9 protein-coding genes and 1 pseudogene are annotated in these 12,794 nt (G+C 64.8%); 8 read left to right on the forward strand and 2 right to left on the reverse strand.

Features of this window, described 5'->3' with window-relative positions:
- Window positions 1–53 precede the first annotated feature (53 nt).
- The gene (locus FJ424_RS22035) at window positions 54–773 is read left to right on the forward strand and encodes a helix-turn-helix domain-containing protein (RefSeq protein ID WP_140654991.1); all 720 of its coding nucleotides are present in this window, start codon (window positions 54–56) and stop codon (window positions 771–773) included.
- Between the two features lie 71 nt (window positions 774–844).
- A pseudogene (gene thyA, locus FJ424_RS22040) lies at window positions 845–1,208 on the forward strand (thymidylate synthase); the annotation flags it as partial.
- A 79-nt stretch (window positions 1,209–1,287) separates the two neighbouring features.
- Here thyA and FJ424_RS22045 read toward each other — a convergent pair.
- A complete protein-coding gene (locus FJ424_RS22045; protein ID WP_140654994.1) occupies window positions 1,288–2,433 on the reverse strand; it encodes a citrate synthase in 1,146 nt (381 codons plus the stop codon).
- An 89-nt stretch (window positions 2,434–2,522) separates the two neighbouring features.
- On the opposite strand from FJ424_RS22045, the gene FJ424_RS22050 reads away from it, so the two are divergent.
- Entirely contained in the window at window positions 2,523–3,608 is a 1,086-nt protein-coding gene (locus FJ424_RS22050; protein WP_140654997.1) for a citrate synthase/methylcitrate synthase, read from the forward strand.
- 492 nt (window positions 3,609–4,100) lie between these two features.
- Window positions 4,101–5,231 carry a patatin-like phospholipase family protein gene (locus FJ424_RS22055; RefSeq protein WP_140655000.1) on the forward strand — a complete coding sequence of 377 codons (1,131 nt, stop codon included), beginning with the start codon at window positions 4,101–4,103 and terminating at the stop codon, window positions 5,229–5,231.
- An 89-nt stretch (window positions 5,232–5,320) separates the two neighbouring features.
- Here FJ424_RS22055 and FJ424_RS22060 read toward each other — a convergent pair whose 3' ends face one another.
- Window positions 5,321–6,205 (reverse strand): AraC family transcriptional regulator, encoded by an 885-nt coding sequence (locus FJ424_RS22060; RefSeq protein WP_140655003.1) that lies wholly within the window; start codon window positions 6,203–6,205, stop codon window positions 5,321–5,323.
- 273 nt (window positions 6,206–6,478) lie between these two features.
- On the opposite strand from FJ424_RS22060, the gene FJ424_RS22065 reads away from it, so the two are divergent.
- From FJ424_RS22065 to FJ424_RS22080, 4 genes are all read left to right on the forward strand, one after another.
- Window positions 6,479–7,900 carry a coniferyl aldehyde dehydrogenase gene (locus FJ424_RS22065; protein ID WP_140655006.1) on the forward strand — a complete coding sequence of 474 codons (1,422 nt, stop codon included), beginning with the start codon at window positions 6,479–6,481 and terminating at the stop codon, window positions 7,898–7,900.
- 57 nt (window positions 7,901–7,957) lie between these two features.
- Complete coding sequence (locus tag FJ424_RS22070; protein ID WP_140655009.1) at window positions 7,958–8,170, forward strand: hypothetical protein; 213 nt, start codon at window positions 7,958–7,960, stop codon at window positions 8,168–8,170.
- 85 nt (window positions 8,171–8,255) lie between these two features.
- Window positions 8,256–9,455 carry an efflux RND transporter periplasmic adaptor subunit gene (locus tag FJ424_RS22075; protein ID WP_140655011.1) on the forward strand — a complete coding sequence of 400 codons (1,200 nt, stop codon included), beginning with the start codon at window positions 8,256–8,258 and terminating at the stop codon, window positions 9,453–9,455.
- Between the two features lie 70 nt (window positions 9,456–9,525).
- Entirely contained in the window at window positions 9,526–12,702 is a 3,177-nt protein-coding gene (locus FJ424_RS22080) for an efflux RND transporter permease subunit (RefSeq protein WP_140655014.1), read from the forward strand.
- The last annotated feature ends 92 nt before the right edge of the window (window positions 12,703–12,794 follow it).

Raw genomic sequence — 12,794 nt, forward strand, 5'->3', positions numbered from 1 at the left:
ACTCCACAAAATGTAGTATCTTGCGTTGATACGCTGACAGAAGGAGCGGGCCATTGAGAAGTTACGGGCAGTTCTGTCCCATTTCCAAAGCCGCGGAGATATTCTGCGAGCGCTGGACGCCATTGATCCTGCGCGACCTCGGCAAGGGCGTTTCGCGCTTCTCTGAACTTCAACGCGGTGTTGCGCGGGCGTCTCCGACCCTCCTTTCCAAGCGCCTCAAACAACTGGAGGCGGAGGGACTTGTTGAGCGGCGCCTACCGGAATCAGGGCGCGGTTGGACTTACCACCTCACGGCGCCAGGCCAAGATCTGATGCCGCTGGTGCACGCGCTCGGCGTCTGGGGTCAACGGTGGTCTCGCCGAGAGCTAATGGATCATGAACTCGATGCCGGCCTGCTTCTCTGGGCAATTGAAAGGGGGGCGCATCCGGATGCCTTCGGAGCACGGCGTTCGGTCGTGAAGCTTACGTTCCGCGAGCGACCGGCTCGCTGGCGGCACTACTGGTTTGTCGGCGAGAATGGCGCGACGCAGCTCTGCATCACTGATCCTGCGTTTGATGTCGATCTCTACCTAACCACGACCTTGCGCGACATGATCTACGTCTGGCGCGGTGATCTTCCACTTCACGCCGCGCTCAGCCAAAGCAGGATCGAAGCGATCGGCAGCGCCCGAGCAAGATCGGCCCTGCCACGTTGGCTTGCCAGGTCCAAGTTTGCCGACGTGAAGTCCGAGCGAGTAGAGAGGCGTGTCGCAAAGAGTCCCAAGGCGGCCTAAGCAGCATTGCGTTGGCGGGCCAAGGCGTTTTGCACTTTGTCGATGCGATGATCTCGGGCAAAGCCTCCAATATGGCGATGCCGCCCTGCCATTGCCTGTTCCAGTTCCATGTCTCGGAGGGCCGGCTCTCCTGCCAGCTTTACCAACGCTCGGCCGATATCTTCCTCGGCGTGCCGTTCAACATCGCTTCCTATGCCTTGCTCACCATGATGGTGGCGCAGGCGACCGGGCTGAAGCCCGGCGATTTCGTCCACACGCTCGGCGATGCGCATCTTTATTCGAACCATTTCGAGCAGATGCTGCGTACGCCCCAAGGCCTTGCCGACGATGTGGATCAATCCGGAGGTGAAAGACCTCTTTGCCTTCCGCTTCGAGGATTTCCGCCTCGAGAACTATTTCGCGGATGCGAGCATCAAGGCGCCGATCGCCGTCTAGAGTCCCCGATAGCGCGGCAGCCACACGCTCCGCCCCAGGATGACGACCTCAAACGCGTTCCGGCTGATCTCCAAGGTCGTCATCCCGCGCCAATTGGTCCGTCATAGCGGGCGCGGGGCCTGATCAGCCTGTTGCTTGTCACCTGCTCGACGGCATGCGCGGTCCAGCCGACACTGCGGCCGAGCGCGAACAGGCGGAACGGGGCGTCGGCGGGCAGGCGCAGGCCGCGCGTCATCGCGGCCAGCGCGAAATCGATGTTCGGATGCAGCCCGGTCGCGGCAAGAACCGCCTTGCGCAGTTGCAACAGGCCGTCATCGATCCTGAAATCGGAAAACAGCCCCTCGGCACGCGGATCGCCTTCGGGGTAGAGCGGGTGGCCGAAGCCCGGCAGCGGCCGGTCGTGGGCGAGCCAGCGGGCGATCGCCTCGTCAGCACCCAGCCGCTCGGCGTCCTCGACCAGCGCGATCGCCGCCGCGCCCGCGCCGCCATGGCGCGGGCCGCTCAGCGTCGCGAGACCCGCGAGCAGGCAGGCGGCGACCGGCGCGCCGGTGGAGGCCGCGACGCGGGCGGCGAAGGTCGAGGCGTTGAGCTCGTGATCGGCGAGCAGCACCAGCGCCTTGCGGATGAGTTTTGCCCCCGCGGCGTCCACCGACCAGCCCTGCGCCAACCTGTCATGCACCGGCTCCGAGCCCGGCGTCGCGCCGAGCGCGGAGGCCAGAGCGCTGGTCGCGGCAGCGCCGTCCTGCTGCAGCATGGCCGGCCTGCGGCCGAGCGAAGGCCAGCCTTCGGCAGCCAGCGCCGAAAGCCTGGCAAATGCCGTTGGCGTGCCGCTTTGCCGGGCAGCCGAAGGGGTCAGCGAAGCGAACGACACCGGACGGTCGGAAGCCCACAGCAATTCGGCGGTCTCCTCGAGCGTCGCCGTTGCCGAAAGCTCCACCGCGTCCCTGCCGCGATAGACGAGGCGGCCATGCAGCACCGTCGAGATGGAGGTGGCGATCGCCGGCTCGCCCCAGGCGATGGCGCTCTCGGCGATCGCCCGCGGGCTCCTTCCGCGGTCGCGGCGCGTGGCGAGCACGGCGATGTCGTCGGCGCGGTACTGGCTGCGGCGCGGGTCGGTGTCGTCCGGCTTCATGCCGATGCGGCCGCGGCTGACATAGGCATAAAGCGTCTGCGGCCGGACGTTCAGCCGCTCCAGCGCTTGCTCCCGCGACAGCCATTCCGTCATTTGCCGCCTTACATTGATTATCTTGATCAAGATTGATGCATTGATTGCGCAGCATTAATTGCAATGCACAAAAGGTCAAGGAGACGATCATGGCGAATGGGCTCGATGATGTTGTGGCGGCCGACACGGTGCTTTCCGATGTCGACGGTGTAGGCGGGCACCTCACCATCCGCGGTCATTCGCTGATGGAGCTCGCCGGCCGCTGGCGCTACGCGCAGGTGGTCCGGCTGTTGTTCGACGGCTTCTTCGACGACCTTCCCAGCGATGCCGAAATGGCGAAGGCGATCGGCAAGGCGCGGGTGGAAGTATTTGATCGTGTGAAACCGATGCTTGCGCAGCTGGCGCCGCTCGATGTCTATAGCGGCATGCGGGCCGGCATGGCCGTCCTGCCGGACGGTGACGGGCTTGCCGACGCGCTGCGGCTGATCGCGGCACCGGCGGTGCTGACGCCGGCGCTGCTGCGCCTCGGCCGGGGCGAGACGCCGATCGCTCCCGACGAAAATGCCGATCATGCCGGCGACATGCTGCGGATGCTTGCCGGCACCGCCTCGCCGGCGCTTGCCAAGGCGCTGGACAGCTATCTGGTGACGGTCTGCGACCACGGCCTCAATGCATCGACCTTCGCGACCCGCGTGGTGGCCTCGACGCAGGCCGGCCTGACCTCGGCGATCCTGGCCGGTCTCGGCGCGCTGAAAGGGCCGCTGCATGGCGGCGCGCCCGGGCCGGTGATCGAGATGCTGGACGCCATCGAGGCGAGCGGCGACGCCACGGCATGGCTGCGCAACGAGATCGCGCATGGCCGGCGCATCATGGGTTTCGGCCACCGCATTTATCGTGTGCGCGATCCGCGCGCCGACGCGCTGAAGGCCGTCGTGCGGCAGCTCGGTTCCCGCAACGAGACCGGCAGCCGGCTGGCCTTCGCCGAGACGGTGGAGCAGGCGGCGCTCGAAGTGCTTCGCATCGCCAAGCCGCAACGCTCGATCCAGACCAATGTCGAATTCTACACCGCGCTTCTTTTGGAAGCGGTAGGCTTCCCGGAAGAGGCATTCTCCAACGTCTTTGCCGCCGGCCGCGTCGCCGGCTGGATCGCCCACGCCCGCGAACAGCAGGCGACCGGACGGCTGATCCGGCCGCAGTCGCGCTATGTCGGGCCGGTGCCGGATCTCGTCGCCTGAGGGTAGTTCCTCGCCCCACTTCGTCTACGGCATGCACACATTTCCAAGCGGCTGGCCTTTGGCGATAGCGTGTATGGCAGCTTGGCGCATGCATTGGCTAATGTAGCGCTGATCGACCCCCACTCCGTCTCGGCTTCGCCGAGCCACCTCTCCCCCGATCGACGGGGTAGAGGAAAGGCGCCAAGCTTTTTGCCGTCAATGCTCGTCCAGCAACGCTCCCTTCCTTTCCCTCCGGAGGGGGGAAAGGTGGCGCTGCGAAGCAGCGACGGATTGGGGGAACCACGTGGCAATCAAGCCTCAGGTCTGATCAGTCACGCCAGTCACAGCATGCTGTAGCCAACTTCGTGGGGCGAGGAAAATCCATGATCACGCTTGTGTGTTCGTGTTCTTGCCTTGGTCCGCCCTTATATGCTGCACTGCAACATAGGCTGACTGCACCGGCTCCGTCGAAATGACGCGGCGGTAGGCCGGCGCATCGAGACAAGGAACGCCATGGCGAAGAACGGCAAGGCGGAGGAAAAGAAGAAGATCAACATTGCCCTCCAGGGCGGCGGCTCACACGGCGCCTTTTCCTGGGGCGTGCTCGACCGGCTGCTGGAAGATGGGCGGCTGGAGATCGCGGCGGTGTCCGGCACCAGCGCCGGCGCCATGAACGCGGTGGCGCTGGCCGACGGGTTTGTCCGGGGCGGCGTGGAAGGCGCGCGAAAGAAGCTCGACGATTTCTGGCGGGCGGTTGCCTCGAAGGGCCGTTTCAGCCCGGTGCAGCGCATGCCCTGGGACGTGGTCTGGGGCAACTGGTCGATCGAGAACACGCCCGGCTATGTCTTCTTCGACACGATGTCGCGGGTGTTCTCGCCCTATGTCGCCAATCCGCTCGGCCTCAACCCGCTGCGCGATGTGGTCGAAAAGGAGATCGATTTCGACAACGTGCGCGTCTGCAAGTCGATGGAACTGTTCATCTCGGCGACCAATGTCGAGACTGGGCAACTGCGCGTTTTCTCCGACGGCGAGATCGACCTCGACACGGTGATGGCCTCGGCCTGCCTGCCGCAGCTGTTCCAGGCGGTCGAGATCAAGGGCGTGCCCTATTGGGATGGCGGCTATGGCGGCAATCCGGCGCTCTATCCGTTCTTCAAGACGGCGGCGACCGAGGACGTGCTCCTGGTGCAGATCAATCCTGTGGTGCGCGAAGGCACGCCGAAGAGCGCCAACGAGATCCAGAACCGCATCGACGAGATCACCTTCAACGCCGGGCTACTGCGCGAATTCCGCTCGATCGCCTTCGTCAAGGAACTGATCGCGGCCGGGCGCCTGCCGCATGGCGAATATCGCGACATCCGCATGCACCGCATCGATGCCGACGAGGCCTTCAAGGACCTGTCTGCCTCATCCAAGGTCAATGCCGAATGGGCTTTCATCGCCTATCTGCGCGACCTTGGCCGCAGCGCCGCCAGCGACTGGCTGGAAGAAAATTACGACGCCGTCGGCCAGCGGGCCACGCTCGATCTGTCGGGCGAGCTCGACGACGGGTTCAAGCCGCTGCGCGGCCCGGCGCCGGGCCGTCGCGTCAAGGAATTCCTCGCCGCGCGCATCAAGCCGGAATCCGCGCGGCGCCGCGCCTGATTGCCCAGGTCGTGAGCTCATAAAGCCGAGATTGGTTGGATGGCGGCCCGTTCCTTCGAACGGAAGAGAAAGGCCGCTTTCCCGCCGCGCTATTTTAGAGGCAAAAAGAGTTCAGTGACGATCTCGGGCACCGACATCTCCGGAAGAAAGGACAGCCGCCGCTGGCAATAGATCGGGAAGTCGCGTGCTTCCTCGCCGCTGGCCGGAAGCCAGTCGCGATAAAGATAAAGCGCGGCCGGCTCCAGATTGTTGGTGTTGCCGGGGTAGCGCAGCACGGCGCAGCGTCCGCCGGGGATCACGCCAGCCTTCATCTGCTCGTCGCCCGCGTCGATCGGCCGGTCGGTGCCGACACAAATATCCATGCTGTAATCGGCCGCGACAGCGGGACATCTTTCGGACCGAAAGACGTTGAAGGTCGGGCTCGTTTCGGGTGACAGGCCGGCTGCCTTGCGCCAGGCGATGAACCGCTGGATGGTATCGCCGAGCGTCGCCCGATCCCCGCGATGTTCCATGATCGCCACCGGGGTGGGCGACACGTCGCGGATCATCACGTCTTCCGGTGTAAAGATTATCTGCATCAGCTTTCTCCTCGCGTTGTCGAGAGGCCCGAAGGCCATCAGCCACGAACCCCAGTCGGGAGATCTCCGGAACGACGAGGGCGATTGCCCGCACCGTTGCCGGAAGGCGCGGGCGAAGGCATCCGGTGCGTCGTAACCGGCATCCATCGCTATATCGGTGACGCTTTCGGCATCCGCGCAGCCCAGCCGGCATGAAGCGCGCTTCATGCGGGCGAGCTGGACATAGCGATGCACGGACAGCCCGAAGGTCGCCGTGAACTGCCGGTGGAAATGATATTTCGAGTAGGCCGCGACACCGCTCAGCGCGTCCAGGTCCAGATCGTCGTCCAGATGCCGGTCTATGTGATTCAGCACCCTCTGCATCCGGACATGGTGGTTTTGAACTGCCGCCTTCATCGTTCCATTCTCCGTGGCAGCATCAGCTAAGCCGCGCGGACATGAGGCGCTCGACCGATCTTGCGGTTCTGTCGCGAGCCGCCCACCGCCGCCAAGGACCGTTTGCACGCCAATTCATGCATGAACGGCGAAAAGGGCGGTTTGCGGACCGGTGGCTTTCCTATGTCGATGACGGGTGCCAAACGGGATATCCGGATCGCTTGGATCGAGGCAAATGCTGGATTCGGTTGCTTGGCCGATGTAACTTACCTGAACGTAAAGGGGAGGTAAGCGATGCTGCAGACCGGACGGAACGCTCTCGGGGTCAGGTTTGAAGCGCAGTGCAGGGCCTCCGAGAAGGAGCCGTTCCCGACGCTGGCGGCGCGCAAGGACCGGCTGAACCGCCTTCTGGCGCTCACCGAAAAGCATGAAGCCGAGATATGTGCTGCGATCGACAGCGATTTTTCGGCACGCTCGGCTGAGGAAACGCGGCTTGCCGAGCTGTTCGTCGTGCGCGCCGGCATCAGGCATGCGCTGTCGCATCTCGGCGCCTGGATGCGCGAGCGGCGCGTCGCCACCAGCCTGCCGTTTCTGCCCGGACGCAACCGCCTCTTGCCGCAACCGCTCGGCGTCGTCGGCATCGTCTCGCCCTGGAACTATCCGTTCCAGCTCGCCGTTGCGCCGGCGACCGCGGCACTCGCTGCCGGCAACCGCGTTATGGTCAAGCCGTCGGAGCTGACGCCGACGTTTTCGGACCTGCTTGCCAGCCTGGTCGAAAAATATTTCGCCGCCGACGAGCTCAGCGTGATGGTCGGCGACGCGGAGGTCGGCAAGGCATTCGTGTCCCTGCCGTTCGATCACCTGCTGTTCACGGGCTCGACGGCCGTCGGCCGCCAGGTTGCGCTCGCCGCCGCCGCCAATCTGACGCCGGTGACGCTCGAGCTCGGCGGCAAGTCGCCGGCGATCTTCGATCCCTCCTGCGATCTCGACGCGGCGGTCGCCAGCGTCGCCTATGGCAAGCTGCTCAACGCCGGCCAGACCTGCATCGCGCCGGACTATCTGATGGTCCCGCAAGGCCAGGGCGCGGCGATCGCGGCCAAGTTCGCCGCGGCAATCGCAAAGCTCTATCCGCGCCTTGGCGACAATCGCGACTATACGGCGATCGTCAGCGAGCGGCATCACCGACGGCTGGGTGACATGGTCGCCGAGGCGCGCGACAGCGGCGCCGACATCACCGAGATCAATCCCGCGAACGAGAAGCTCGGCGTCACCGACCGCAAGATGGCGCCCGTGCTGGTGCGCAATGCCGGCGAGAATCTGCGGCTGATGCGCGAGGAGATCTTCGGGCCGGTGCTGCCGATCGTCGAATATGGCACGGTGGACGAGGCCATCGAGCATGTGAACCGGGGCGAGCGTCCGCTGGCGCTCTACTGGTTCGGCAGCGACAGCGCCAATCGCCAGAGGGTCATGCGGGAAACCGTGGCCGGCGGCGTCACGGTCAATGATTGCATGCTGCATTTGGTGCAGGAGCGGCAGCCCTTCGGCGGCGTCGGCGAGAGCGGCACCGGCGCCTATCACGGCGAATGGGGGTTCCGCACCTTCAGCAAGGAAAAGCCGATCTTCATCCAGTCGAAGCTCAGCGCCGGTGGCCTGCTGCGCCCGCCCTATGGCAAGACCTTCGAGCGTCTCTTCTGGCTGCTGAATCTCATCACTTGACAGCTTCAGCCGGGAATGGCGGGCGTGACTGCGCTCCAGCCGGGCGACTGTCGCTGCATGCGGAAGATTTTTCGCATCATGCTGACGGCTGCTGCCAGTAACCTTGGGGAAACCTGTCGGCGCGCCTGCAAAAGCGGCAGCCGGCTGGCAGAAAAGCCGATATTTGTCGAGGCACAGCGTTCCACGCCGCAACGTTCCCGCAACTTTTCCGGCTATATTGCGCCGCAACTTTCAGGTAGAAGCGGCGCTTCGCCGTTCACGGCAAATTGAACTGGGCCCCGCGCGCACCCATATCGGCCGCGCGCCCGAAGTCGGAAGCGCCGACCTCGCCAGGTCCTGCAACGGAAAAATGACGATGCCGAAAATCAGGTTTCACAAGCTTGCAGCCATTGTCGTGCTCATCGGATTCGCGGCCTGGATGGGGACGGGCGAGTTTTCCTCCGTCGGCAGCGCCGCCGACAAGTCGGTTACCGCCAACAAGCAGGCTGACGCCGGCAAGCCGGCGCAGCCTGAAGCCGGGAAGCCGGACATCACCAAGCCGAACGAGGCGCAAGCCGAGCCCAAGGCTGCGCCGCGCACCGTCGCGGTGGTGACGCCGCCGCGCAAGACCTTCGCGCGCGCCATCCGCGTTTCCGGGCTGACCGAGGCCGACAAGCGCGCGGTTCTTGCAACCCGCGTCAATGGCGTCATCGAAAAGCTGCCGGTCAAGCAGGGCGATCACGTCAAGACCGGCGACCTCGTGCTGATGCTCGCAGCCGAGGAGAAGATCTCCAATGTCGACAACGCCAAGCAGTTGCTGGTGCAGCGCAAGGCCGAGCTCGATGCCGCCGAGCGGCTGGCCAAGACCGGCAACCTGCCCAAGCTGCAGCTCGACACCGCCCGCTCCAACCTGACGCTTGCGCAATCGCAGCTCGACACCGCGCAGGCGGAGCTCGACCGCAACGAGGTCAAGGCGCCGTTCGACGGCGTCATCGACCGCATCCCGGTGGAGCTAGGCAGCTCGGTGATGCAGGGCGGCGAGGTGGCGACGATCCTGAAGCTCGATCCGGTGATCGCGCGCGGCGAGATCAGCGAGCGCGACCTGCGCTACGTCAAGATCGGCGACGAGGCCGACGTGCGCCTGGTCAACGACCAGAAGGTCACCGGCACCGTGCGCTACATCAGCCGCGATGCCTCGGCGCAGACCCGTACCTTCCGCGTCGAGGTGGCGATCCCCAATGGCGACGGTTCGATCCCCGCCGGCATGACGGCCGAGATCACGCTCAGCGCCGAGCCGACCAATGCGGTCATGCTGCCACGCTCGGTGGTGACGCTGGGCGACAAGGGCGACCTCGGCATCCGCGCCGTCGGCAAGGACGACAAGGTGGCGTTCTTCCCGATCGATCTCGTCGACGACACGCCGCACGGCCTGGTGCTGGGCGGCATCCCGCAGGATGCGCGCATCATCGTCGCCGGCCAGGAACTGGTGAAGGAAGGCGACCCGGTGAAGCCGGTCGAGGCCGACCAGGCGACCATCAACAAGCTGATCAGTGAAGCCACCGCCGGCACGCAGTAGCGCGACGGCCGCCGCCGGCCTTGCCCGGCGCGGCCAGCATCGCAGCTCCCGAAAACAGCAGGCTCAAGTCATGGATATCGTCAGACTCGCAATCCACAATGCCCGGCTCACAATATCTGCGTTGATGTTCCTGCTGGTCGCCGGCTGGGTCGCCTACCAAGCGACGCCGAAGGAAGCGGAACCCGATGTTCCCACCCCTTATGTTTACATAAATGTCGCCTATCAAGGCATTGCGCCCGAAGACGCGGAAAGACTTCTGCTCAGGCCTCTGGAGGCAAAGCTCAAGAGTCTCAAAGGCTTAAAGGAGATGAAATCATCCGCCTATCAGGGCGGCGCCTTTGTCTTCCTTGAGTTTCTGCCGTCTATAAAAGTCGACACCGCGGTGACTGATACACGTTCGAAGGTTCAGGACGCGAAGGCTGACCTGCCCCAGGCGGCAGAAGAACCGGTTGTTACCGAGGTCAACATCTCCGAGTTTCCGGTCCTGGTTGTGACGCTGTCCGGCGATGTGCCCGAGCGTGTGCTGACGGCGTCGGCGCGAGAACTGCGCGACCGCATCGAGGAAGTGCCGGGCGTTCTTGAGGGCACTATACAAGGCGCGCGCGACGATCTGGTCGAGGTCGTCATCGACCCGGTGAAGCTCTCTTCCTACGGGCTGCAGCTCGACCAGGTGATCCAGGGTGTCGCCTCCTCCAACAGCCTGGTTGCCGCCGGCAATCTCGAAGGCTCGGAAGGCAAATACGCGGTCAAGGTGCCGTCGCTGATCGAGACGCCGGAGGATGTCGCCAACCTGCCGGTTGTCGCGACGCCCAATGCGGTTGTGCAGGCAAAAGACATCGCGACGATCCGCTCGACCTTCAAGGATGCCGAAACGGTGACGCGCCTCGATGGCAGGCCGGCCATCGCCATCGAGGTGAAGAAGCGCATCGGCGCCAATCTGATCGACACGCTGACCCATGTCAGGGAAGTGTCGGACAATTTCATCAAGACGATGCCCGAGGGCATGCATGTCACCTACACGCAGGACAAGTCGGTCTTCGTCAACCAGCTGCTGGGCGACCTGCAGAACCATGTGATGATCGCCGTCATCCTGGTCTTCATCGTCATCCTCTACGCGCTGTCGGGGCGAGCCTCGCTGCTCATCGGCCTAGCCATCCCGTCGTCCTTCCTGATGGGCATCCTGCTGCTCGCCATGATGGGCTACACGATCAACATGATCGTGCTGTTCAGCCTGATCCTGGCGGTCGGCATGCTGGTCGACGACGCCATCATCGTCACAGAATTCGCCGAACGGCGCATGAGCGAGGGCATGCCGAAGGCGGACGCCTTCGCGCTGGCCGCCAAGCGCATGGCCGGCCCGGTCATCGCGGCGACGATGACGCGCATCGCCGCCTTCTCGCCGCTGCTGTTCTGGCCGGGCATCATCGGCGACTTCATGAAGTACATGCCGATCACGCTGATCGTGACGCTGTCGGCCTCGATGCTCTACGCGCTGGTCTTCGCACCGACTTTGGGCGCGATCTTCGCCAAGGCGCCTGAGCATCACGAGGAGGGCAACCGCGACGGCTGGTACATGGCCGTGGTCAAGCAGGCGGTGCGCTTCCCGGTCACTGTCATCCTGCTTACCGTCGGACTTCTGGTCGGCGTCGGCTTCGCCTATTCGAAATATGGCGCCGGCGTCGAGTTCTTCCCCAGCGTCGAGCCGGACTACGGCCTGCTCTATGTGCATGCCCGCGGCAATCTTTCGCTGGCCGAAATGGACGCGGCGACGAAGACGGCGGAGAACCGCCTGCTCGGCTGGCCCGGCGTGAAGTCGGTCTATACGCGTGTCGGCAAGACGCAGGGCGGCGGCCAGGACATCCCGGAAGACGTGGTCGGCGTCATCCAGTACGAATTCGTCGACTGGCGCGAGCGCAAGTCCGCCAACCAGATCCTCGACGACCTGCGCGGCGTCATGGCCGGCATTCCCGGCGTCGATGTCGAAGTGCGCGTGCCGGAAGCCGGCCCGCCGACGGGCAAGCCGATCCAGATCAGGCTGTCGGCCGTCGACCCGGCGGGGCTCGACGACAAGGCGCGCGCGGTCGCGGCACGCATCGCCAAGATCCCCAACGTCATCGACATTTCGGACGGCCTGCCGCCGCCCGGCGTCGACTGGGCGATCGAGGTCGACCGCGCCAAGGCGGCGCAATACGGCATCAGCCCGACTTCGGTCGGCACGGTCGTGCAACTGGTGACCAACGGCCTCAAGCTGTCGGAATATAGGCCGGCCGGCGCCGACGACGCCGTCGACATCCGGCTCCGCTTGCCCGAGGACCGGCGCACGCTGTCGACGCTCGACGAACTCCGCGTGCAGACCTCGCAAGGGTCGGTGCCGATCTCTAACTTCGTCGTGCGCAAGCCAGAGCCGACCGTCGGCATCCTGAACCGCATCGACGGCGCACGCACCGTGGTGGTGCAGGCCAATGTCAGCGCCGGCGCGCAGGTCGCGGCAGTGCAGGAGCAGGTGACCAAGGCCGTTACCGACATGAATCTCGGCAGCGGCATCCGCTGGAAGCTCGCCGGTTCCAACGAGGACAGCGCGGAGGCCAGCGCCTTCCTCGGCAAGGCCTTTGGTGCCGCGATCTTCCTGATCTTCCTGGTGCTGCTTGCGCAGTTCAACAAGTTCACCAGCGTGTGGCTGGTGCTGTCCTGCGTGGTCATGGCGACGATCGGCGTGTTCCTCGGATTGCTTCTGACAGGCGAGGCCTTCGGCATCGTCATGTCGGGCATCGGCGTCATCGCGCTCGCCGGCGTGGTGGTGAACAACAACATCGTGCTCATCGACACCTATGACCGGCTGCGCGAGGAAGGCTGGGACAAGATGGACGCGGTACTGCAGACCTGCCGCGAGCGCGCCCGTCCGGTGGTGCTGACGGCGGTGTCGGCCATCCTCGGCGTGCTGCCGATCGCCTTCGGCCTCGGGCTCGAAATCTTTCATCACGAGACGACGATCAACGCGCCGTCGACGCAATGGTGGATTTCGCTGTCCTCGGCGATCGTCTTTGGCCTGTCCTTCGCCACGCTGCTGACCTTGGTGGTGACGCCCTCGATGCTGATGGTGTTCACACGCGCCAAGGTGAAGCCCGGCCAGCGGCGCCACTGGCTCAGCCGCCTGTTCCGGCGCGGCAAGGGCCAGGTCTCGACCGACGAGCCGGCCGGCGAGGCCGGCGCGGGGCCGGCGGAGGCCTTCCCGAAAGCAGCGGAATAGAGCGCTTTCCAAGCCTAAAGCGCGTCGCGCTGAAGCGGATTCCACAGTACACGACTCATTGGGTTTTGATGGTCTTAGGGAAAGCGCTGAGC

The organism is Mesorhizobium sp. B3-1-8, from assembly GCF_006439495.1.
In the GTDB taxonomy this organism is placed as follows: domain Bacteria; phylum Pseudomonadota; class Alphaproteobacteria; order Rhizobiales; family Rhizobiaceae; genus Mesorhizobium.